The organism is Methanofollis fontis (assembly GCF_004297185.1).
Classification (GTDB): domain Archaea; phylum Halobacteriota; class Methanomicrobia; order Methanomicrobiales; family Methanofollaceae; genus Methanofollis; species Methanofollis fontis.
Genome location: NZ_PGCL01000006.1, coordinates 38333 through 60937, shown reverse-complemented (window position 1 = coordinate 60937; position 22605 = coordinate 38333). Strand labels below are relative to the sequence as shown.

General features: G+C 59.8%; 25 protein-coding genes and 1 tRNA gene. 9 read left to right on the top strand and 17 right to left on the bottom strand.

The window, feature by feature from the left end:
* On the bottom strand, window positions 1–190 hold a 190-nt coding region (locus CUJ86_RS10850; RefSeq protein WP_130647599.1), incomplete at its 3' end, for a hypothetical protein.
* A gap of 125 nt (window positions 191–315) precedes the next feature.
* On the opposite strand from CUJ86_RS10850, the gene CUJ86_RS10845 reads away from it, so the two are divergent.
* Complete coding sequence (locus CUJ86_RS10845) at window positions 316–465, top strand: DUF2080 family transposase-associated protein (protein ID WP_207231414.1); 150 nt, start codon at window positions 316–318, stop codon at window positions 463–465.
* Window positions 466–1143: 678 nt separating this feature from the next.
* On the opposite strand, the gene CUJ86_RS10840 is transcribed toward CUJ86_RS10845, so the two are convergent.
* Window positions 1144–1214: transfer RNA gene (locus CUJ86_RS10840), tRNA-Gly, on the bottom strand.
* A 29-nt stretch (window positions 1215–1243) separates the two neighbouring features.
* Window positions 1244–4273, bottom strand: a complete 3030-nt coding sequence (locus CUJ86_RS10835) for a GAF domain-containing protein (RefSeq protein WP_235855670.1) — start codon at window positions 4271–4273, stop codon at window positions 1244–1246.
* 231 nt (window positions 4274–4504) lie between these two features.
* Between CUJ86_RS10835 and CUJ86_RS10830 the strand changes: the two genes are divergently transcribed.
* The 6 genes from CUJ86_RS10830 to CUJ86_RS10805 all read left to right on the top strand — a co-directional run bounded on the left by CUJ86_RS10830 (window position 4505) and on the right by CUJ86_RS10805 (window position 8808).
* Window positions 4505–4963, top strand: a complete 459-nt coding sequence (locus CUJ86_RS10830; protein WP_130647597.1) for a 30S ribosomal protein S15 — start codon at window positions 4505–4507, stop codon at window positions 4961–4963.
* A gap of 3 nt (window positions 4964–4966) precedes the next feature.
* On the top strand, window positions 4967–6175 hold the full coding sequence (locus tag CUJ86_RS10825; RefSeq protein ID WP_130647596.1) for a DHH family phosphoesterase: 1209 nt from the start codon (window positions 4967–4969) through the stop codon (window positions 6173–6175).
* Window positions 6172–6435, top strand: coding sequence for a KEOPS complex subunit Pcc1 (locus tag CUJ86_RS10820; protein ID WP_130647595.1), 264 nt, complete (start codon window positions 6172–6174; stop codon window positions 6433–6435). The genes CUJ86_RS10825 and CUJ86_RS10820 overlap by 4 nt, the downstream gene beginning before the upstream one ends.
* A gap of 11 nt (window positions 6436–6446) precedes the next feature.
* A complete protein-coding gene (locus tag CUJ86_RS10815; protein ID WP_130647594.1) occupies window positions 6447–7046 on the top strand; it encodes a 30S ribosomal protein S3ae in 600 nt (199 codons plus the stop codon).
* An 88-nt stretch (window positions 7047–7134) separates the two neighbouring features.
* Window positions 7135–7974, top strand: coding sequence for an acyltransferase (locus CUJ86_RS10810; RefSeq protein WP_130647593.1), 840 nt, complete (start codon window positions 7135–7137; stop codon window positions 7972–7974).
* A 6-nt stretch (window positions 7975–7980) separates the two neighbouring features.
* The gene (locus tag CUJ86_RS10805) at window positions 7981–8808 is read left to right on the top strand and encodes a class I SAM-dependent methyltransferase (RefSeq protein ID WP_130647592.1); all 828 of its coding nucleotides are present in this window, start codon (window positions 7981–7983) and stop codon (window positions 8806–8808) included.
* 79 nt (window positions 8809–8887) lie between these two features.
* Here CUJ86_RS10805 and CUJ86_RS11895 read toward each other — a convergent pair whose 3' ends face one another.
* From CUJ86_RS11895 to CUJ86_RS10790, 4 genes are all read right to left on the bottom strand, one after another.
* Window positions 8888–9037: a hypothetical protein gene (locus CUJ86_RS11895; RefSeq protein ID WP_165394888.1), complete on the bottom strand. Its 150-nt coding sequence runs from the start codon at window positions 9035–9037 to the stop codon at window positions 8888–8890.
* A gap of 402 nt (window positions 9038–9439) precedes the next feature.
* Window positions 9440–11455, bottom strand: coding sequence for a DEAD/DEAH box helicase (locus CUJ86_RS10800; protein WP_130647591.1), 2016 nt, complete (start codon window positions 11453–11455; stop codon window positions 9440–9442).
* Window positions 11452–12264 (bottom strand): DUF7839 domain-containing protein, encoded by an 813-nt coding sequence (locus CUJ86_RS10795; RefSeq protein WP_130647590.1) that lies wholly within the window; start codon window positions 12262–12264, stop codon window positions 11452–11454. Before CUJ86_RS10795 ends, CUJ86_RS10800 begins: the two co-directional genes overlap by 4 nt.
* Window positions 12245–12757: an ArsR family transcriptional regulator gene (locus CUJ86_RS10790; RefSeq protein WP_130647589.1), complete on the bottom strand. Its 513-nt coding sequence runs from the start codon at window positions 12755–12757 to the stop codon at window positions 12245–12247. Before CUJ86_RS10790 ends, CUJ86_RS10795 begins: the two co-directional genes overlap by 20 nt.
* Before the next feature lie 56 nt (window positions 12758–12813).
* Between CUJ86_RS10790 and hypF the strand changes: the two genes are divergently transcribed.
* A complete protein-coding gene (hypF, locus tag CUJ86_RS10785) occupies window positions 12814–15027 on the top strand; it encodes a carbamoyltransferase HypF (protein ID WP_130647588.1) in 2214 nt (737 codons plus the stop codon).
* 5 nt (window positions 15028–15032) lie between these two features.
* On the opposite strand, the gene CUJ86_RS10780 is transcribed toward hypF, so the two are convergent.
* The 3 genes from CUJ86_RS10780 to CUJ86_RS12335 form a co-directional block, all read right to left on the bottom strand.
* Window positions 15033–15662, bottom strand: a complete 630-nt coding sequence (locus CUJ86_RS10780) for a hypothetical protein (RefSeq protein WP_130647587.1) — start codon at window positions 15660–15662, stop codon at window positions 15033–15035.
* Window positions 15663–16036: 374 nt separating this feature from the next.
* Entirely contained in the window at window positions 16037–17590 is a 1554-nt protein-coding gene (locus CUJ86_RS10775; RefSeq protein WP_130647586.1) for a sodium:solute symporter family protein, read from the bottom strand.
* The gene (locus CUJ86_RS12335; RefSeq protein ID WP_328590975.1) at window positions 17580–17708 is read right to left on the bottom strand and encodes a symporter small accessory protein; all 129 of its coding nucleotides are present in this window, start codon (window positions 17706–17708) and stop codon (window positions 17580–17582) included. Before CUJ86_RS12335 ends, CUJ86_RS10775 begins: the two co-directional genes overlap by 11 nt.
* Window positions 17709–18089: 381 nt before the next feature.
* Here CUJ86_RS12335 and CUJ86_RS10770 point away from each other — a divergent pair, with 381 nt between their 5' ends.
* A complete protein-coding gene (locus CUJ86_RS10770; RefSeq protein ID WP_130647585.1) occupies window positions 18090–18284 on the top strand; it encodes a hypothetical protein in 195 nt (64 codons plus the stop codon).
* A gap of 95 nt (window positions 18285–18379) precedes the next feature.
* On the opposite strand, the gene CUJ86_RS10765 is transcribed toward CUJ86_RS10770, so the two are convergent.
* From CUJ86_RS10765 to CUJ86_RS10735, 7 genes are all read right to left on the bottom strand, one after another.
* Complete coding sequence (locus CUJ86_RS10765; protein ID WP_235855669.1) at window positions 18380–19171, bottom strand: alpha/beta fold hydrolase; 792 nt, start codon at window positions 19169–19171, stop codon at window positions 18380–18382.
* Between the two features lie 102 nt (window positions 19172–19273).
* Window positions 19274–19585: a 50S ribosomal protein P1 gene (gene rpl12p, locus CUJ86_RS10760; protein ID WP_130647584.1), complete on the bottom strand. Its 312-nt coding sequence runs from the start codon at window positions 19583–19585 to the stop codon at window positions 19274–19276.
* 33 nt (window positions 19586–19618) lie between these two features.
* The gene (locus tag CUJ86_RS10755; RefSeq protein WP_130647583.1) at window positions 19619–20641 is read right to left on the bottom strand and encodes a 50S ribosomal protein L10; all 1023 of its coding nucleotides are present in this window, start codon (window positions 20639–20641) and stop codon (window positions 19619–19621) included.
* The gene (locus CUJ86_RS10750) at window positions 20642–21286 is read right to left on the bottom strand and encodes a 50S ribosomal protein L1 (RefSeq protein ID WP_130647582.1); all 645 of its coding nucleotides are present in this window, start codon (window positions 21284–21286) and stop codon (window positions 20642–20644) included.
* 52 nt (window positions 21287–21338) lie between these two features.
* Entirely contained in the window at window positions 21339–21815 is a 477-nt protein-coding gene (locus tag CUJ86_RS10745) for a 50S ribosomal protein L11 (RefSeq protein ID WP_130647581.1), read from the bottom strand.
* Between the two features lie 108 nt (window positions 21816–21923).
* Window positions 21924–22400, bottom strand: a complete 477-nt coding sequence (locus CUJ86_RS10740; protein ID WP_130647580.1) for a transcription elongation factor Spt5 — start codon at window positions 22398–22400, stop codon at window positions 21924–21926.
* The gene (locus CUJ86_RS10735; RefSeq protein WP_130647603.1) at window positions 22400–22591 is read right to left on the bottom strand and encodes a protein translocase SEC61 complex subunit gamma; all 192 of its coding nucleotides are present in this window, start codon (window positions 22589–22591) and stop codon (window positions 22400–22402) included. The genes CUJ86_RS10740 and CUJ86_RS10735 overlap by 1 nt, the downstream gene beginning before the upstream one ends.
* Window positions 22592–22605 lie beyond the last annotated feature (14 nt).

The window sequence follows — 22605 nt, the reverse complement described above, 5'->3', positions numbered from 1 at the left end:
TGAACAGCCGCCCGTTCAGGTGCATGTTCACCGCCCGCCCGCTGCGTGATCGTCCGACCGTGCCGATGGTGCGCCCGTCCCGCATGGACTGGAGCGCATGCTCATCAAAAAAGAACCCGCCGAGACCGTCGAGGACGCAGATCATCCGCCCCTCGAAAAGACCTATCCGGCCGATTTTTTTAAATCCCATCTTCGATACCTCCGGGAACGGTCTGCCGCTCCCTATGCCATTATAGGCACCAATATTATTTAAATGTTGCTACAATGTATCAACATTACAAAACTATAAGCGGAGTTATGTGCTACATTGTATCAATGGAACCATTCGACATGACGATCAAGAACTGCTATGAAGTGACGGAGAAGGTCGTCACCCCGCATGGGAACGGTGCCAAGGTGCTCGTCCCCCGGGGCTGGATCGGGAAGAAGGTGAAGGTGATCCTGATCGAGGGGCCCGACGAGTAATCCAGGGTCCCTATCGCAGCTGACTGCCCCGGAGGGGAGGAGCGACCGGCAGGGAGCGGGCGGGGGATGCCGACGTCGCCCGGAGGGGATGCTCGCCCATCCCCGGAGGGGGACCGTCGGGTCGAGCGGAGCACGGTGCCGGCGGCACGGTGTGGAGCGAGGAAGAGGTACAGCCGGCACGGCCCGAGGGGGAGCGAGGGCCGGGCGGGCGTCCGGTGCAGGTCAGCCTACGAACAGGCGGGCGATGGTCTGAAGCGAGCATGGGCGAGCAAAGACGAACGCCCGTCTTCACCAGGCGATCAGGTGTGGGTGTGCGCGCCGTTGCATTGCATGCGCACCGAATATCTGCTGGAAGGGAGGAATTAGAGACCGATCGTTTCCCCTTTTTTTACTCAAAAATTGTATTTCGGCGCAGCACTCAATGAGCCAGGATAAGGCCGAATACAGGGACGCCAGCGTTGCAGACGGCAATATGCCGATGGCCCCCCCCGCCCCTCGGGCAGCATGCTGACGGCGAGATCATAAGAAACGCATAAAAAGATTTATTTTCCCTGAATCCAAGGAGGGAGTGGTGACAAATCCCGGGCAAAATGTTGATCTTGACCCTCAAAAAATTGAGAAAAAGAAGGCAGGAAAAAGCCCCGTTTTTGTAATGGATTCCCCACGTGCTCTCCTTTATGCGATAGCCGGGATTCGAACCCGAGTTAGAGGCTTGGGAAGCCCCTGTCCTACCACTAGACTACTATCGCAGGTGCCAGATACTGTTCGCCGTGCCGGATTATAAAGGTTCTTTCATCTCCGGCACCCGCCTGAACGTGAGCACCATCGCCGCACCCCCCTCAGGACTGCCCGCCACCCGGTCATCGGCAACGATGGCCCCCCCATAACGCTCAAGGAGCATACGCGTGATCCAGAGCCCGAGCCCCTTCCCGCTCGCTCTCGTGGATTTTCTGACAAACCTGTTGAAAATTTCGGATTTCTGGTCGTCCGGTATACCCGGTCCATTGTCGGTCAGACGGACGATCACCAGATCACCCTCCCGTGCAACCTCGATCCAGACGGTCACATCAGGCCCGCCAAACTTCACGGCATTCCCGATCAGGTTGACGAACACCTCGGAGAGGAGGTCATCCGCCAGCACCACCTCGTCGGTGCCGCCATAGCGGATGTCCACCTCTGAAAACTGAGTCAGCTGCGCCCGGATCACCGGGTCGAGGGGCACGGGCTCGATGCTCGAGGTCCGCGTGCTCATGTTGCGGTAGGTGGAGACATTCGAGATGATCTCCATGCTCTGCCTGATGCCGCCGAGCACCTTGCGCACGATCGTATTCTCCTTTCCAGAGAGGGTTCTGACGAGCAGGCTGCAGTAGCCCATCGCAATGCCATTGGCATTGTTGATGTCGTGGGTGATGATGTCGAGATAGAGGTTCGCCTCCTCATTCGCCCGCTCCAGCCCCTCCCTCAAGGTCGCCCGCTGGACGGCAAGCCCCACCGTCTGCCCGATCGCCTCCAGCATCCGCCGTTCGGCCGGTGGAAACGCATACTCATCTCTGGACGCGATGGCCAGCACACCAAGCCATTCGGATCCGGCAGTGAGGGGGATAGATGCATATGAGAGGAAATTATCGGCGACATAAGCCGGAACCCCGTCCGGAGGATCATCGGAATACAATGGTGTATCCACAGGCCGATAGGCCTCAGCATCCGTGGGCGGAAGCCTCATGCCGGCGGGCTGGTGTTCGGCAACCCTGACCACCGGCCCCCCCACACCCTTCACCAGATAGACCGCCCCGCACTCAAATCCCGTCAGATCGAGCACCCCATCCAGAACGGCGTTGAGCGTCTCAGGAAGAGGGCGTATCGGCGAGGTGATCTCCGCCACCTCCGAGAGGATAGAGAGTTCCCGGTTCCGCTTTTTCAGCTCCCGCTCCGTCTGCTTGAGCGACGAGATATCTGCCAGAGAGAGGACGCTTGTATCGGTGCCCACGATCATCGCCACTGCTACCAGCGCATACCGTTCCATCCCCTGCCCATCGAGCACCCGACCCTCATAGAATGACGGGGGGCCCCGGGGATCCTGACGGCGTTTCTGGTGATATCGCCATGCCGTTTCGGCGATCGGCCCCTTGAAGATCGTATCCCATGCATTCTTACCGATCAGGTCACCGGGATCGTAGCCGAAGAGGGGCAGAAACTGTGAGTTTGCACGCGTGATCCGCCCCTCGCCGTCCAGGATCATCGTCGCCGCCCCTGTCGCCGAAAAAATGGCGCGATATAGATTTTCCGAACGTTTCAGGTCGTCTGAATACTGTTTTCCGCGGATGATCCCCCACAGTCCACTCATCAGCAGCGAGAGCTGCCTGACATCGCTCCCATCATATGCATCCCCCTTGTTGATCACCCCGGCGACCGCCACAATCCGCTGCCCCTCCATGACAGGAACTATCATGCAACGGTGGACCGCCGGATGACCGGGAGGAAGGGCATTCTTGAGATCCATCTGCTCCTGGAAATTATTGACAAGAACGGGCCTCCTGAGTCTGATCACCTCCCGGTACATGATGTTCTCATCCACCGGGGAGGGGTTCTGCTGTATCCGGACACCGTTGCGGGCGTCTGCCGCCCCGTCGGTCCACGACCGCATCGTGATCACCTCTTTGCTCTCGTCGAGCACAGCGAAATACCCCTGCTCACTCCCGGTCAGGGCAACACCCGCCTTCAGGGCATAGTCGGTGATGTCACCGACCGGAGCGTCATACATCGTATTGAGTGTCTGGAGCACCTCAAGCCGCCGCTCGTTCCGGCGAAGCTCCTCTTCCGCCGCCTTCTGCCGCGTGACCTCCCGACCATAGACATTGGCATAGCACTCGCCGGGCACCGGGACGATCGAGAGCACATGGGTCCGACCCTCGCCCGAGATCTCGATCTCGGCCCGCCGACCGCTCTTCAGCACTTTCCTGGCGGCATCAACGACTGTCGGAGAGAGGTGCATCCCATCGCGGTCATCCCACAGGACATTCAGAGAAAAGGCCGGATCGTTCGCAGAGAGAAGCGTGCCGCCGGGTTCGATCCTGAGCACGGGATCCGGGTTCTGTTCAGTGAAGTCTGCAAGGGCGCGCATCGTGCGTTCGTCATCCTTCTGGCGGCTGATATCAATGAGGGTGCAGGTGATTCGTCCCTCGGGGAGCAGACCCGGCACAATCCGAACACAGAAAATGCTGCCGTCTCGCTTTGTCAGCTTCCCTTCGATCTCCTGGAGATCATCTCCCTGCCTCAGCATCTCCGAAACCTCTCGCCCGGCTTGTGCATCTGCAAACAGGGAGGAGAATATGCGACCGATAACATCCTCCGGATGAAAACCGATCATCGCCGCAGCGGTGCGGTTGATATCGGTCACCGTCATCCGCTCCTTATCGACGATGAGAAAACCCACCCCCCCGTGCTGGAAGATGCCGGGATAGTCGCGTGCCAGCGCCGTCACCCGCTCGGAGAGCACCGCAAGGATGAGCGAGATGGCGACCGTCACCAGCATACGCAGAATCCCCTCAACAAAGGTGGTCGAAAATCCGTAAAACACCAAGATGATCAGGGAATAGATCACCGCAAGGGCGATCACCACATACATGCCCCGCCAGCGGTACCACAGGACGGCGAGAATAACCGGCACATACAGAAGATGCCCGATGACCACGGTCACCCCGGTTGCCGCCGCCCATGCCGTCATGGCCAGCGCTCCCGCTGCGGCGACAGAGAGCAGAATCGCCTTCTGTCGATCCGATCCGCTGATGAGGGGGCGCTCAGACGTCATCAACCGGTGCCTATGGGTGATCCGTTCATTTCAGACGATATATATTTCGGTTTTGTTCTGCCGTCAGGCTTAAGACCTCAGACCGGGAATATATAATCAGCACTGTCTGGTGCTGGCTGCTGTAAGTCCGACGTGCCGAACGGCACTGCCCGGAGTGGCTCGGGATTACAGAAAAGTCAGTAGTTCATACTGCTCTTTTCTGGACTTACGCTGTCTATTTAGAGGTAGAACATGGCACGAATGCATGCACGGCGGAGAGGCAAGTCCGGCTCTGTCGCCCCATACCGCACCGAATCACCCGAATGGTGCGGGATGTCGGCGGACGAAGTCGTCAAGACCGTTGTCGATCTCCGCAAAAAAGGCAAATCCAGCAGCGAGATCGGATTTATCCTGCGCGACAAGTACGGCGTACCCGATGCGAAGCTTGTGACCGGCAAGAAGATCGGTGAGATCCTCAAAGAGAACGAGCTCGAACAGGATATCCCCGAGGACCTCCGCAACCTGATCGCCAAGGCGCTCGGGATGCGCAAGCACCTCGCCGAGAACAGAAACGATATCCACAACAAGCGGCAGCTCCAGCTCACCGAGTCCAAGGTGCGCCGCCTGGTGAAGTACTACCGTTCGAACGGACGGCTCGAGAAGAGCTGGACCTATAAGCCTGAGACTGCTGAGATTCTCCTCTCCAGATAAGCCATGTCCATTCAGGCCGCAGCCGCACAGGTCGCCAAACAGATCCTCGCCACCGACTTCGTCGAGGTCTATGCCCACCACGATGCCGACGGCATCGCCGCAGGCTCGATCCTCTGTCAGGCGATGCTCAGGGCGGGCATCAGGTTCAGGCTGCGGATCCGGCAGGGGATCGAGAGCAAGGACATCATCCATCCAGAATCGACCCTCCTGTGCGATTTCGGCTCTGGAATCACCGATCTCCCTGATAGCGTGATGGTCGTCGACCACCATGTCCCGGCATTCAAGGGCCCATTCCATGTCAACCCCCGGTTATGCGGGATCGACGGTGAGCAGGAACTCTCGGCGTCGGGGACGGCATACATCGTGGCGCAGGAGATGGGCGACAACCGCGACCTCGCAGGTGCCGCCATCCTGGGCGTCTTCGGCGACGGGCAGACGTTCACCGGCATGAACCGTGAGATCCTCAACGAGGGCATAGCAAACGGCTTCATCGTCCCGGAACGGGGACTGCTTCTGAACGGTCAGAACCTGCGGGAGGCGCTCGAGACGGCGGTCAACCCCTATATCTCCGGCATAAGCGGGAATAGCGAAAAGATCACGGATATCCTGGAGACGGCGACCGGCGAGGAGGAGGTCAAGAAAGATCTCCTCCTCTCCCTCCTCCTTCTGGAAGGGGGCGAGGACGCGGACCCCGCGGTATTTTCACGGATCTACGGTGAACGCTACCGCCTTGAACGGGAGGTGATCGGGGACGCCCGCACGATGGCGGCGGTCATCGACGGTTGCGGCCAGAGCGGGCGGGGCGGGTGTGCGGCAGCGGTCTGCATGCGCGCCCCCGATCTGGTGGAGGAGGCGACCGGAATTGCGGCCGCCTTCAGGCGACGGGTGGTCGCCGCCCTCACCGCAGCCAGCCGGAACGGCCAGATCTATACCGTGGAAGACGCCTCCGCCGCAAGCGGTGTTGCCGACTGTCTCGCCTACGACATCAGGCAGACCGGGGCCGTGGCGGTGATCGCCCAGAACGGCGACTGCTGGCAGGTTTCAGCCCGCTGTCCGCGGGGGGTCGAGGTCGACCTTGAGGAACTGATGCGCACCCTCGCCGCCAGAACCGGCGGGACAGGAGGGGGCCACCACACCAGGGCCGGAGCCCGCATCCCGCTCGATCGGATCGATGAGTTCAGGGAGGGTTTCTCAAAGGCGGTGTCCGCATGATCCGGATCACCGGCGAGATCAGCACCGCCAGCATCGACGCCGGGCATATTGCGGCGGCACTCGCACCCGACAACCTCACCGGAATGACGACAGGGGCAGAGGCCGGGAGGGTCGTCACGACGATCGAGTCCGGCGCCCTCCGCTCAGTGACCGCATCGGTGGACGACTACCTGATGAACCTGGCGATCGCAGAGGAGATATGCGGCCTGAATATGGCAGAACAAACTGGAGAAGAGAACCCGGTGATTAAATCAAAGTAACTGGTGAATCCATGGCAAAGAGAAAACAGGTTGGAAAAAGAGTCGAGGGCTGGAAGGCCAAGTCCTGGTACAAGGTCTATGGTCCGGAAGCCTTCGGCAAGGCCCATATTGGGGACACGATCTCTGCCGACCCCTCCAAGGTGATGGGGCGCGTGATGCAGACCACGCTCGGTGAGATCTCGCAGGACTATTCAAAACAGCACATCAAGATGCGTTTCAAGGTGAACAATGTGGCAGGCGACGCCGCATACACCGAGTTCGTGGGGCATGAGATCACCCGCGACTATATGCGCGGCCTGGTGAAGCGGAAGACCTCCCGGATCGACACCATGATCCTGGTGCCGACCAAGGACAACAAGAAGGTCCGCCTCACCATCTCCTGCTTCACGATCAACAGGGCAAACATCTCGCAGGCACACGCCATCCGCGAGACCATCACGAATGTTGCCAGGGGACAGGCGGCAGAGATGTCATTCGACGAGTTTTCCAAGGCGGTCGTCTCGGGCGACTGCGCCAAGGAAGCCTTCAAGATGGTCAAGACGATCTTCCCGGTCCGCCGGGTTGAGATCATCAAGAGCAAGGTCGAGACTCCGGTCGTAATGGCCTTTTAATCTTTTTTTTTACGTCTCATCTGCTGTTCCTTCATCTCCCCTGATTGACAAGACTCATAAGGAATCGGAATCAGAGTGTAACTGTTCCATGGAGAGTGGGGTTCAGGACTGGCTCCATCAGTGTTCTCTCCCTGACGGCACCGAGCTGCAGGAACATACCCTGAAGACCGGGAATAATATCATCATCGGGGATCGCTGCAGGATCGATTACGGGCTGAAAGGGAAGGATATCATCGTCTGCGAATTATGCACCCTCAACGGGAGCGTCGTCGCCGACGGCGATGTCAGGATCGACAACTGGTGCGAGATCAACGGAGACGTGATCGCCGGAGAGGACGCCTTCCTTGGCGAGGGTGTAAAGATCCATGGTCGCCTGATCGTGCACGGCGATCTTGATATCGGCGACAACGTCACGATCGATCGGGGATTTGAGGCCAAGGGCTGGATCTCGATCCGAAACCCGATGCCGGTGATCGTCTATCTGCTTCTCTATGTGATGACACTCCTGAAGATCGAGAACCCCGATGAGATCGACAGTGCACTCGATGAAATCTTCGAAGAAGAGGATATGAGTGACGAATCACCACTGATCATCCCACCGGGGTCAGAAATGAACATGAAGGTCTTCTCGATCCCGGCACCGACGCACATCGGCGATCATTGCCGCCTTCACGGCAATATCAGGGCGCAGACAGTGGAGGTCGGCGAGGACACGATCATCTTCGGGAGCCTCCGGGCGGGCGGGGCGATCGGGATCGGTCGGCGGACGCAGGTCCACGGGAATGTGGAGGGAGGGGGCGAGGTGACGGTGGCCCCCGCCGTCCACATCCTCGGCGACGCCGCCGGACTCTCTCTTGCCCTCCATGAGGAGGCGCTCGTGGAAGGGATGATCAGGGCGCCTCGGGGTGTCAGAATTGAACGGGGATGAACGGGCATGATTGCAGCAGATATGCTTGAACTACAAGAACTCAGATTTGTCGAGGGATCATATGCCGATCTGGCCGATCCGGCATCTGCGGAGGCGATCCTCCGGTGCTGCCCCGAGGAGGGGCGGTTGTGCGTGGATGAGAACGAGGATCTCCTTGCCGTTGCCTTCAGGCAGGGGGAGCACTGGACCGGAGCGAACTTTCTCTTCCACCCACCCGATCCGGCGGTGATCGATCTGTTCGCCGAAACGGAGGGCGAGATCTATCAGGAGAAACGGGAAGACTGGCACCGGGCCCTCAGGGAGTATTTCAGCCTCTCCATCTCCCGGGACGTGAGACCGGCCTTCGAGGACATCCCGCCAGACCGGGTGGAAAAATGCAGATCCCTCCTGCATGAGGTGTGGGGTGAGCGGAACGGCGAACGCTGCCTGGACTGTTGCTGCGGTTCCGGGATCGGCGCCATCGCCCTGCGCTCGATCGGCATGCGACCGCTCGCATATGACCATGATCCGGCCCTCCTCTCTCTTGGGCTGGAACGCGGGAGACTTCAGCCTGAAGAGACCGCCTGCATCGATGCAACCGTCGTCTCGACATATTTCAGCCCTGCCCCCTATGGGGCCGCCTTTATGCTCGGGACGATCCGCTCATTTGATCAGGAAATCTGGGAGGGGATCACCGCCGAACTCCTCTACCTCGCCGGCGACGTGCTCATCACCACGGCAACCGAGGAGGAGATCAGGGACGTGGCAGGATGGTGCCGGGATGCCGGGCGCTCACCAGAGGTATGGGAGAATGAACGCGACGCCCTCTATGACCGCTGGGTCTGCCGGGCCTGAACCGATCCACTATTTTTAAACGACGACCCTGTAGAGAAAAAAAGAGCGATATGCCCCGGTGCAACCATGCACAGGGGACTTATATCGTCGGATCAAATTTTTTCAGGCGGTACAGGAGGGCTTCAGCGGGCGGGAGGTCATCGGCATGCCGGGCCAGAAGACCCCGCAGATCCTCCTCCCCACCGAGGAGTTTTCTGGCGTCGAGACCGTCCCCTGTTATTTTTCCCATGAAGGGCCCGTGACCATTCCCACCTACACATTCACATGCCATTGCTATCCCCTGCCATTCAATCATACGCACCCAATGCCATATAAATATTCCCATAAAAAATGCACCCCATTTACTCGAAAATATCAGATCGGATTCCTATTTGTGGACATACACCATAAACAGACATCTCAGCGAATAAAAAGAGAAGAGGTCTCAGACCCCCATTTCAGAATATAATGGCAGGAAGAGCGTGGCCGATCTGCACCCGCCAGCAAAACATTAAATATCAATTCATAAAATCGACAACAAATATAAATAGATTTGCCATGACCGATAAAATCAATCTGCGCAATTATCAGGATAAAATTATCAAATTTTCCCCCGTTTCGGCCAGGCGCCAGAAGAAGGCGCGGGGAGACATTACCTCTCCCCGGGCACGGCGCAGTCGATCTCTGCAAGGATCTGGAGGGGATCGTCCATTTTTTTGACCAACCGGCGGACGAGAAGCAGGCGCTCCACACCGATGAAATGGCGGGCCATCACCTTCGCAAGGTCGGAGAGCTCGATATGACCCTTCTGCCGCCTGACCAGGTGGTGCTCAAGGAGCACGGGGAGGACCGGTTCCAGCGTGCCGACCATCGATGCCTCCGCCCGTTTGATAGCACCCTCATCACCCCGGCAGACCACGGCATTCGCGGCAAACTCCTCCGAGCTCCCCTCGATCCCGTACTCCGGGGCCACCTCCTCCATCCTCCCCCGCAACAGGGCGATCGCCATCTCCTCCTCGGTCACCTTCGAGGTCCGGGAATAGGTGGCGCCGGGTTCGGCAAGGATGACTACCCGCCCCTCATCATGGAAATCAGGCCGTCCCGCACGGCCGAGCATCTGGTTGAACTCCTGGACGCTGAGCCATTTGATCCCCATCGCCAGTGCATCGAAGATCACCTGTGACGCCGGAAAGTCCACGCCCGCCGCCAGGGCGGCCGTCGTCACCACACAGGCAATCTTCTGGGACGTGAAGAGATCCTCCACATGACGGCGCTCCTGTGCTGTCAGGCCCGAATGATAGGGACGCGCCACGTTGTTCCCGAGGGCGTCGGCGAGGGTGTGACACCGCGCCCGCGAGTTGGTGAAGACGATCGTCTGCCCCCGGTATCCCTTCGACGACCGGCGCCCGAACTCCTCGCGCACCATCGATTTCACGTACTGGAGCTTCTTTTTCTTCTCGCAGAAGATCAGGTGCCGCTCCAGCGGTACCGGACGGCTGTCATAGCGCACAAGCCCTGCCCCGAGTTTTCGGGCCAGCACCCCCGGCGATCCGATGGTCGCCGAGAGATAGAGGAACTGGGCATTGGGGGAGGTGTGCTTGATCCGGGCGATCAGACCGTCAAGCCGGTGCCCCCGTTCCGGTTCCTCCAGGTTCTGGACCTCATCGATGACGACCGTCCCGATATTCTTCAGGCTCCGACCATTCCTGAAGACGGTGTCCATCCCCTCATATGTGCCGACGACGATCTGGGCCCGCGTACTGCGCTCACCCACCGGCCGGGTCTCCGGGAGGTTCAGGCGGCTTGCTCCGATCTGGAGGGAGACCGAGGCGATGTCCTTATATCGTTCCCTGAAACGGAGGAATTTCTGGTTTGCAAGGGCGACAAGCGGGACAAGGAAGAGCAGGCGCCCCCTCCCCTCAATGAGATTTTTCAGCCCGGCCATCTCGCCCACAAAGGTCTTCCCGCTGGCCGTCGCCGAGACCACCAGCAGGTGCTGCCCCTCCAGGAGCCCGGCATTCACCGCGAGCTGCTGGACCGGGGTGAGATACTCCACACCCGAGGCCCGTGCGAACTCCTGCGGGACGGCGATATCGCCGATATGACTCGTCTCAATCGGGCGCGAGGCCTCCAGACGGTCGAAGATCGTCTGCGTGCGATCGCGCTGGTCGGGCTGGAGGAGGGCGAGCACCCGGTCCACATCACGGTAGGATTCGAGCAATGCCCGCACATGCCCGCTTGACCGGTCGCCGAACCTTCCGAGATACCCCATCTCACGCCTGAGTTCGCGTTCTGCACAGTCCATGCAGATCTGTTCCCGGCCGAAACGGGCAGTGTTCTTTTTCTTGAGCGGCGTCACCCGATCCTCGAGGAGACAGATGCGGCAGAGGGAGGCCTTCGCAGGGGCGATCTGGAAGTCACCAAGAAATGCGTTGAGTGCGGGGTCATCGGCGGTGACCCGCACCTCGTCCTGCCGGAGGATTTCGATCAGCCGTTTGGTCGGGACGTTTGAATAGTTCCGGCGCCCCGGGCGACGTATCTTCAGATCGGTCGGCCTGTATCCACGCGATGAGCGGGTGAGCGAGAACACCCCCGTCTCACGCACATTTCGACCGTCAAAAAGGATCAGTTTATAGGTGCCCCGTTGCGGGACGAGAATGACCGTCATGGGATGATAAGATCATGGATAACATAATTCAGGCCGGCAGTTTCCAGTCTCTTGAGAAAATCGGTGAACTCTTCATCAACGATGAGGATGGCGCACTCCACGCCATGGAAGGCGGCCTCGATCACACCCTCACGGGAGCCAAAGGAGATATCAGCCTCTCGACCTGCCGCCCGCAGGGTGACCGCCGCCTCAAGACCGGCGATCCCGACGACATCCACACCGTCCAGGACCTGGAGGAGGCCGTCCAGGTCCACCTTCCGCGATCCCCCACGTTCGATCCGCGGCACCTTGAGGACGTGCACGCTCCCCTCGGTATGATCGATGAGCCCGCTCAGTCGGGCAATCCCGACGTCGGATCCGGCTTCCGCATCGGCGATCACCTCGCCCATTGCGCTCTGCTCATCTTTTCCTGCATACAGCCAGCCGTCCTTCATATACACGCCCGCCCGATCCCCGACCTTCAGGGGTTCGGCGGCGATGGCGGGCCAGACCCGCACCTTCTGGATCACATCGCGCGTGACATGGCGGGCATAGGACTCCAGCACCTCGGCGGTGGAGAGCACCCACTCGATACCCTCCTTTGTCACCTCGTAGCGGCCCCGCCCATAGGCGGAGATATATCCGTCCTCAGCAAGTTCCCGAATATACTCGGAGACCGCCTGCGGGGTGACCCCCATCTTCTCGGCCACCTCCTGCTGGCGGACCGCCGGCTGGTGCTCGGCCACCTCGACAAGGATCTGGAAGCGGGTGATCTCCCGCTTGCTCCTCAGGAGCGTGGAAAGGGGATCCTCATCTGGTGGTGTCGGCATGGATCAGTCCCTGGCCCTTCACATCCATATTCGGCATCCTCTTTGAGAGTGCCTTGATGTAAAGTGGTGAAACACCCAGTCTACGGGCAATGTCCGCAATCGAGGAGTTTCCGGAGCCCAGTTCCCCCTCAACACTGGTAACGAGCGTACGCAGATGTTCGTCGGTCGACAGCGCCACATAGATCAGATCGGCGAGATCGGTCATTGAACACTGGAAGTTCGCCCGGAAGGTACCATAGGTTGTCCGGAACTCCTTGCACGGCCGCTCACCCGGTTTCGGCATCCGCCACTGCTCCTCAATCAGATTCCCTTTTCGGAGGATCGAGAGGCAGGGGGCGACACAACCGCCGCCGCACTCCTCGGTAAGCTCTTCCTCGGTCATCCAGTTCTTGTTCAGAAGTTCGTACATTTGCTTGAATTTCGGATTGGTAAAAGTGAGCAGCAGAGGCACGAGTTCAACGGGATCGTTCACTATTCGAATATGCCCAGTCACGCAAAAACCCTATTTATATATCGCTCTATGAGCCAATAAACATTTGCAGGTTGCACATGCAAAACAGCGGAACAATCGTCATCCGGGGAATTGTGCAGGGCGTCGGATTCAGGCCGTTTGTCTATGCGCTTGCCGAAAAATACGGCATATCCGGCTGGGTAAAGAATCTCGGGAGCCGGGTGGAGATCGCCGCTGCCGGTGCGCGCTTTTCTGAGTTTCTTCAGGCGGTATCAACAGGCACCCCACTCTCGGTGATCGACTCGGTGGAGGTGCTGCCGCTCGACGAAACACCGGCGGACGGTTTTGTGATCCGACAGTCGGCAACAGGCGCCCTCGACGGCATGATCCCCCCTGATGTCGCCGTCTGCGAGGAGTGCATCAGGGACATCACGACACCGGGGGGGCGCTACGAGGGCTACTGGGCAACATCTTGCGTGAACTGCGGCCCCCGCTACAGCATCATCCGGACCCTCCCCTACGACCGGGAACGCACGGCGATGGAGGATTTCCCGATGTGCGGCGCCTGCGACGCGGAATACACCGATCCCGCATCCCGGCGCCACCATGCACAGACGATCGCCTGCGCTGCCTGCGGCCCCTCCCTCTCCCTCCTCGACGGAGGGGGGGCGGCGATCACCTGCACCGATCCAATCTCCAGAGCGGCGGAACTCCTTGATGCAGGAAAAATACTGGCAATCCGCGGCATCGGCGGATTTCACCTCTCCTGCATTGAAGAAGCAGCAGAGACCCTGAAAAGACGCCTCGGCAGGACCGAACAGCCCCTGGCCGTCATGGTCCCGCCTGATGCGGTGGAGCATTATGTCGTCCCCACCGAGGGGGACCGCGAGATGCTCCAGAACCGCATCCGCCCGATCGTGGTGATCCCGAAATGCAGCCCAACCGCTCACACCGGCATCTCCCCCCTGCATACCATCGGGGTGATGCTCCCGTACACCGGTCTCCACCACCTCCTCTTCTCCCACCTGCGACACGACCTCCTGGTGATGACCTCGGCAAATATGCCGGGGACGCCGATGGTTACCGCCACCGATGAGGGCGTCGCCCGCCTGCAGGGGCAGGTCGACGCATTCCTGGTGCACGACCGGGCGATCCAGAACCGCTGTGACGATTCGGTGATGCGGGACGGCTATATCCTCAGGCTCTCAAGGGGTATCGCCCCCAAACGGATGGCGATCGATCTCGGTGACCGCTGCATCCTCGGGGTCGGCCCCGAGTTGAACAGCACGACGACGATCTACCGGAACGGGTTTGCGGTCACCTCCCCGCATGTGGGGAATGTGAGAAACCCCCAGACCCTCGCCTACCTGCAGGAGACGGTGGAGAAGATCGGCGCCCTGCTCGGGGCGGAGTTCGAAGTGATCGCCCACGATCTCCATCCCCGTTTCCTCTCGACGCGCTATGCCCATGAACTCGCCGCGGAGTGCGGCGCCGAACTCGTGCCCGTCCAGCACCACCGCGCCCATATCGCTGCCGCCACCCGGGAGGAGTGTGTGGGCATCGCCATCGACGGCGTGGGTTATGGCGACGACGGCACGGTCTGGGGCGGCGAGGTCTTCGCAGGAGCGTCACCGGATCTCGAGCGGATCGCCCACCTGGAGTGCGTCCCGATGCCGGGCGGCGACCTCGCCACGCGCTATCCCGAACGGATGCTCTACGGCATCCTCCCAACCGGGGAAACCCTCGATCTCCTCAGTGCTCGCGGCTGGGGTGAGATCGAAGGCGGCGTGCTTGCGCGGCAGGTGGAGCGGGGAGTGAATGTGGCGATGACGAGCAGCGCCGGCAGGGTGCTCGATGCCGCATCGGCACTGCTCGGGATCTGCCGGGAGCGCACCTTCGACGGCGAACCGGCGATGAAACTGGAGTCGGCGGCGGTCGGCGGGCGGGCCGAAGACTGGAACCTCTCGTTCGGGACCGACGACGGGTGCCGGACCCTGCTGACATCCGACCTGCTGCAGAGGGCGGCAGAGGCGCAGAGGGCGGGAGTGAACCGCCCAGATATCGCCGCATCGGTGCAGCATAACCTCGCTCGCGGCATCGCCACACTCGCCGTCGATGCCGCCCATGAGCGGGGCATCAATACGGTCGCCCTCTCAGGCGGCGTGGCGATCAACCCGGCGATCCGGGGGACGATCCACGCCTGCATCAGGGATGCCGGGCTTCGTTTCCTCATGAGCACTGAGTATCCGCCAGGTGACGGCTGCATCTCCTTCGGGCAGTGCGTGTATGCGGCTGCACTGCTGGACCGCTGAAACGGTCACCACATCCCCGGCATCGCAGTCCGGCGACGGATATTGCGCAAAAACATGTTGAGCACCCGTATCTGTTTTTCAAGATGAGTGCGGTCGATACGCCGGCGGTCCAGTTCTTCGTCAACGATGGCATTGACCCGACCGGCCCATACAGCGGCATACTCGCTCAGACCGCCAGCCTGATATGGATGCAGACTCTCAAAAACCGTCTCAAAAAAACAGATTTTGTCGGAAAAGAGGTCGTCCACCGCCGATCTGATCCGGTCCCGCATCAGATAGCGCATCGAGAGGGGGCCGACACTCACCCGCCCGACCGGTTCACCGTCCTCGTCAAATCCGCCATAGAAGAGGGAGGGGATGGCACCGTCCTGACCCCAGTGTGAAGCGAGCATCCGGTTCACCGAGAGCAGGGCGGTGCGATCGGCAACAAAATCAGAGAGGGCATATCGTTTTGTCGGTACGATCAAAAATTCTACACCATTTGGATGGCCATTTTTCCGGAATAGTGCCTTGAACCGGGTTTGATGGGGAGCGTCACCGATGAGGCAGATGTTCCCGGCAAGAGAGGGCGCATCAGGAGAGAGATTGCCAGTTGCATACTCGTTCGCCTTTGCGGTGGCAAAGGCACGCCGCACATCGATGATCAGGGCTGCGAGTGTGCAGGAAAGATCATATGCGCTCGGACGACCCGGATAGAGATGCGGAACAGAAAACCAGACATCCAGCCAGGGTTTCTGAAAAAGCGTCGGCTCAGTCGGATACAGATCAACGTCCCCCGAAGGGGATTGCCGGGATAATCAATAAAGTTTGTGCCTGCAATCCCCCCCCATCAACAATCGCATACCCGCGGAAAACCAGCACCGTTCAAATATCGATACAGATACCGGAATTATACGAAAATAAGGGGTCGCCACCCTCCAGCACCCCATCAGGAGGGCACGATGCACCGTCGTAGTTACCAGGGCGAGTTACACCCCCCCACAGCACCGAACACAAAAAAGGGATAGGATCAGGCCGATTCCTTCCGGGAAAATGCCAGGCCCACAGAGAGTGCGAGTGCGGATGCAGGAAGGGCGACCATAAGGGGGTCCACCACGGGCCAGGGCATCGGAAGCAGGCTTGACACACCAAAAAGTGCGTCGGAAAGACCGATAACCGCGGACTCCTTCAGGTGAACAAACACGGTCCAGAAAAACCAGACCACAGCACCGACAAAAAGGCTCCATTTTGCCGCCCTCCCTGAAGGTTGTCGGGAATACAATGCAAGGGCGTATGCCGGCAGGAAGGCGGAAGCACAGAGCCCCATGAACATTGCCGTAGCCCGCGCGATGATACTCCCCGGCATCACATACGCAAGCAGGACCGAGACAAGGATCATCACGAGCGTCCCCACCTGCACCCCGACCATCGAGGCCGTTCCGCCGCGCCAGGTCCGCCAGATGTCAAAACCAAGAGCGGTGCCCATCGTATGGAAGAGAGAACTCAGCGTGGACATGGCGGCGGCAAGCAGGGCAAGCATGAAGATGGTGACGAAGATATCGGGCATACTGGCATTGATGAAATTCGGAATGATGGTGTCGATATTACCGCCTGTCGCCGCCTGAACAGCGATCTCCCCCGACGCCTGGTAGAACCAGACATTGGTAAGGGCACCCACCGTGAAGGCGACACCGGTCATCATCAGGATGAACGGACCCCCGATCAGGACGGCACGGTTGAGGGCCCGGCCGTCCCGGACCGTCATGAAGCGCACGGCAAGCTGAGGCTGCGCCAGAACACCGATGCCGACACCGAGGACCAGGGTCGTGATCAGGGTGTACCAGATAGGCGATCCGGCAGACGGCATGGAAGTCCAGCCCGTCATCCCCGCTTCAGCCAGATTTTCCGGGACCAGAGGGGCCAGCGCTTCCAGCGCACGGTTCCCCGCCGAGATACCGCCGAGAGAGATGTAGGTGAGAACAATGAGGACGCTCATCCCGACAAACATGATCGACCCCTGAAGGGCATCGGTGTACATGACGGCGATCAGGCCGCCCAGAACCACATATACGGCGACGATGACAGCGAATACAAGAAGTGCCGTCTCGTAGGGGATCAGGAGGGTGCTGGTGATGAACTGCGCCCCGCCAATCAGGATTGCCGCAGTATAGAGCGGCATACCGACGGCAATGACAATGCCGGCGGCATATTGAAGGGCGGGCGACCCATAACACCGGCCCATCAGGTCAGGGAATGTGACCGCATTGAGGCGTTGCCCGATTTCACGTGTTTTCTTCCCGAAAACGACAAAAGCGATGAAAATACCCACTCCGATGTTCAGGACAGTCAGCCAGATCATCCCCATGCCGAGCTGTGCGGCAGCCCCCCCGAAGCCGATGATCGCCGAGGTGGAGATGAAGGTGGCGCCATAGGAGAGGGCGAGGACCACCGGATGGATCTGCCTTCCCGCCACCATATAGTCGTCATGCCCCCTCGTCCGCCGGTAGCCGAGATAACCGAGGCCGATGATCGCCACCAGATAGAGCAGGGTCACGGCTGCGAAGGTAGTGGGGTTAACCGCCACCTCGATCCCCCCCGACGCCGTTGTTCCAGTTCAGAAGACCGTACACTACACATGCAAGCGCAAAACCCAGCGCAAGCAGATATCCCATCCATATACCGGGGTCGGATATACCAAACATGATCAAAACCCACCTCCCGGTCCAGCAGACCGGTTCACTACAGGGGAACGCAGCAAAAAAGCCGGTTCCCTACCTAAATATGTGGAAAAACACGGAAAAGGCGCACCCGCATCTCCATTGACACACCCGTGAGGCGATCATGCAGGTGCAGGGCATGGCACGGAATAGGCAGAACCGGAATATATAGATTTCTCGCCACATCCGATCCATCCGATCAGTGCCAAGGTGCGGGGAAAAACAGATTTTTACCGGAAATACGCTGGCAGAGATGCAGAAAAGGGAAAAATCGAGACCGAAAAAAGGCATCCTGCCGGCACCACACCCCCATAAAAAGCCTTAATTACCCCTCTGCCCCATCCCCGTCCCGGAGGTAAAGGGAGCATGCAGTGCACAGCATATGCGCACCTCAGCGGTGATAAACTGAAACGTCTGCAGGAGATGGAGAAAGAGTTCGGGACGATCCTTGTGGCCTTTGAACAGGTCCCGGCGGTCGCCCACCTTTCTGAGAGTGAACTGGAGGAGATCAGGGGCGAAGAGAAGAAGATAGGCAAGATTTTGATCGCATACGAGCGATAGGGAAACCACACACTCTTTTTCACGGCAACCATGCAGTCAGAGGACGTGCCGCCCCCCACTCCCACACCAGACCGGGCATTGTTCAGAAGAGAACGTCAACGCACCTCGCGGATGAGGATCTCATAAAATCGGTCGCGGGCCTCCCGCTCGAGCCAGGGGCAATGACCACAGTTTTCCAGCAGGATGAACCTGAATTCGTCGATGACCCGCGACAGGGGGCCCGCCACCCCCGCTGCAGGGTGGGGATCATAGTCGCCGTGGACTGCAACCACAGGGCAGTGGACCTGCCCGCAGATCTCCAGCAGTCGCCCGTTCCGCCGCATCTCCCGGGCTTCCGCCCACACCCTCCTGTGCACCTCCCCGTTTACCCGGACAGGGACGGCATCCCGACCCCCCTCATCGGGAGGGAGGGGATGGAAGGTATCCGCCTTTGCCATGAGAGCGCCGAACCGGGCAAGCACCGCATCATCGTCCGTCGCCGGATCGGAGATGGCGGCGAGGAGGCGTTTCGTCTCCGCCTGCTCTTCGGGCGAGAGGCGTTCCAGACGGACCCTCATGAGATCATCTGTTCCTTCCTCCTCAAAGGCACCGCTGCCAACGCATATGACCTTTCTGACTGAGGACGGAGAGCGGGCGGCGACAATCAGACTCAGCCATGCCCCCCACGAATGACCGATCAGCACCACCGGACCTCCCGCGTACTCCTCCAGTGCCGCCACACATTCCTCGACCTGCCCATCCACCGTCATCGCCGTCAGCAGGGGTTCGAGGACGCACCCCGCGGCGGACAACCTCTGCGCCACCGGCGCCATCTCGCCCGGCGCCCCGGGACCCCCGTGGATGACGGCGAGCGCCGCCGGTCCCGAACCATATACGCGTAGCCGCACCACAGATCACCGCCTCCCAATGGATCATGCAGAGGGGATCCTTAACCGCTCCGCTCACCCGTGCCGCAGATACAGAAGTGCCGTGACGAAAAAAAGAAAAATTTAGCCGAAGAGGGCACCGAGGCCGGCCATGCCGCCCTCCTCGTCCTCTTTCTCCTCTTCCTCGGCCTCTTCCTCCTCAGCGGGGGCGGCCTCGGCGGGTGCAACGGCGGCGGCCGGTGCGGCGGCGACCGGTGCGGCGGCGGCCTTTGCGATGGCCTCCTCAATGTCCACACCGTCGAGTGCGGCCACGAGGGCCTTCACACGGGCGTCGTCAGCGTCGATACCGGCAGCGGAGAGAACAGCCTTGACGTTCTCCTCGTTGATGTCCTTGCCTGCGTTGTGCAGGAGCAGTGCAGCGTAGATGTACTCCATGATATTCACCAATGATGATATTTTACAATGAATTCAGCCGAAGAGGGCACCGAGACCGGCCATGCCTCCCTCTTCATCCTCCTTCTCCTCTTCTTCAGTCTCTTCCTCTTCCGGAGCAGCAGATTCCTCTGCTGATGGCGCTTGCGCAGGTACGGCTGCGGCTGCAGCGACGGCCCGGGCGATCGACTCATCGAGTTCGAATCCGCCCTCGGCGGCTGCCATCGCAAGGGCAACCATCTGGCGGTATGCCCGTGCAACGATCAGATCTGCAACATCCTTCTCATAGACACACGCCTCGACGGCCAGGTTTCTCGCCTCGACAAACGCCTTGCCAAGGATCGGGCCCATCGTCGCCGGGGTCGGGATCGCCGCGTTCAACGAGAGGTTGAATGCCTGCTGTGCGGCCAGCGTGATCTGTCCAAGGTAGACGCTCTCGTCGATAGCCAGGGTTTCCGGAGCGAAGATCGTGCCGTTCTGGAATGCCGCCTTCAGGATAAGACCGACATCCATCGGTTTAATGTCAAGCTTTGCAAGCACGTCGGCCTGCTTGGCGTTGATGACATCGCCCTTCTTGACGACCGTCTTCGTCTCGCGGATCTTGACCTTGCCACCCTCGATCATCGCCGGGATGCCGGCCTGCTGGAGTTCGCCGACAATCGGACCCGGCTTGAAGCTCGTCGGCCCCTTGGCGACGACGATGTCCTCAGGCGCGGCTTCGCCGGCCTTTGCGGCCATCTTCGTCTTGGTCTGCTCAAGGAGCTTGAACAGCTTGAACGGGTTCTCGTTTGTGAAGATGAGCGCACTCTGCCCGGAGATGTGCTCGCTCATACCGGCGACCTCGCCACCCATCTCGTCGAATGCACGACGGGTCAGGGTCTTGCGGGCCATCTTCAGGTAGGCGACACCGCGCAGGTTCTGCCGGATCTGCTGGAGCTGGGTCGCCGGAATACCGTACATGTCGATCAGGCCTGCAACGGCGTACTGGTCAAAACATGCGGCGATTTCCTCGACCTGCTTCTTCTTCCACTCAGGGAGGTGCTGCGTATAGAGTGCCATTCAGATCACCCTCACTGCCGGACCCATCGTGGTCTTCACATACACCGAGCGGACGTTCTGCGATCCCTGCTCGAGCACGCCCTCGATCCTCTTCATGACGGCGTCGATGTTCTCCGAGATCTGCTCGGGCGGCATCTGCGTGGTGCCGACGCGGGCATGGAACACCTTCTTGTCCTTGGACCGGATCTTCACCGAGGAGCGGAGACGCTCGACAATCGGGCGCACGTCCGTTCCGGTCGGAATCGGCATCGGCATCCTGCCCCTCGGACCGAGACGCGGACCGAGCCAGCGGCCCACCTGTCCCATCACCGAGGTTTCGGCAAGGAAGAAGCGGTATTCGTTGGCGATCTTCCGTGCCTCACGGGGTTCGCCGCCGAGGCGTTCGATCTCCTCAGGGCTGATGATCAGGTCGACACCGGCCTCGCGGGCCTGCGTCGTGATCTCGCCCCTGCCGAGAACCGCAACCTTCACGTCCGATCCCAGACCGTTCGGGAGAAGGATAGTCTCATCAATACGGTTTTTGGGCTGCGCCATGTCGATATTCTTGAGGTTGATCGTGATGTCAACGCTCTCCTGAAACTTCCGTTCAGGCGCAGCCTCAAGGGCCGTCTGCACAGCCTTCAGTATCTGTTCTTTCTCAACCATTGCGTACCTCCATAGTCTGCGACCTGTTCGATCTCCTATGGATGTTTACCGTTTATTCCCCGATTACGCTGTCGAACTCGCCTGCATCAATGGCTGCAAGCATCTCCTTGGGCTTTTTGCCCTCGACCGTCACGCCGACGGAGACACAGGTGCCGACGACCTCCTTGACCGCCGAGGTCAGGCGGTAAGAGAGCATGTCGTCAAATTTCATGCGTGCGATTCTGACAGCGGCCTCGAGCGGCAGATCACCCACATACTGGGCGGCGGGCTCGCTGGACCCCTTCTCGATACCAACTTCCTTCATGATGAGCGCCGTTGTCGGAGGAATCCCCACTGAGACAGTGAAGTTCTTCTTATCGTCAACGTCGATCGTCACCGGCACCTGCATGCCGTTGAACTCTGCGGTCTTCTTATTGATCTCGTCAATAACCGCTTTTACGTTGATACCGAGGGGACCCAGAGCAGGACCGATAGGCGGGCCTGCAGTTGCCTTGCCGCCGGGTACCAAAACCTCGACCGTTTCTGCCATAATACAATCACCATGCGTTCCCCGAAAGGGTACTCTGCTTGGGTGACTAGGGTTTTTCCCGGAGCCAGATAAACCTTTCACAGGAGCGAGAAAAAAAAGGGGATGGGATCAGGATTCGCCCCGATCGATCACACGGACGTTATCGCCGCGCACCGTGATCGGGATCGGAACCATGGATTCGTAGAGTTCAACCGTAATCTCCTCCTTGGACGAGTCGACCCGTTTGACAACGGCCTTCTCACCCTTGAACGGACCGGCGATGAGTTCGACGATCGTCCCCTCATCGATGCCCGAGACGACCGGTTTCGGCACCAGATAGTGTCCCATCTCTGCAAGAGAGGTCTCACCCGGCACGACCGTCCGGGCGCTCGGCACCGATTCAATCAGCTCCTCGATCCGCGCCACCGGTTCGAGCGTCTCGACGAGCACATACCCCTTCAGTTCGTCAGGGGAGATCACCGCCGTGACCTTGAAGGAGGGGTCCATGGTGACCGCATGGTAGATCCCATCTGCGACGGCACGTTCCTGTTTTGCCGTCGTCTTCACGGCAAATATCCGGGTTTCGGTTTCCTCTGTCATGTGCATCAGTGCGGCAGCACAAGCATGATCTCATAGATGATAAACCCGATCAGCCCGATGAGGAGGACACCCAGCGCCGCCACGATGGCGATCTTCTGGAACTCCTCACGGGTGGGGGTCCGCGCAAGTTTCAGGACGCGGAGATATTTCTGAATGAATTCCTCATTGAGATTGCTGATTTTCATCGACTCTTTCATCGAGTCGGTATCGA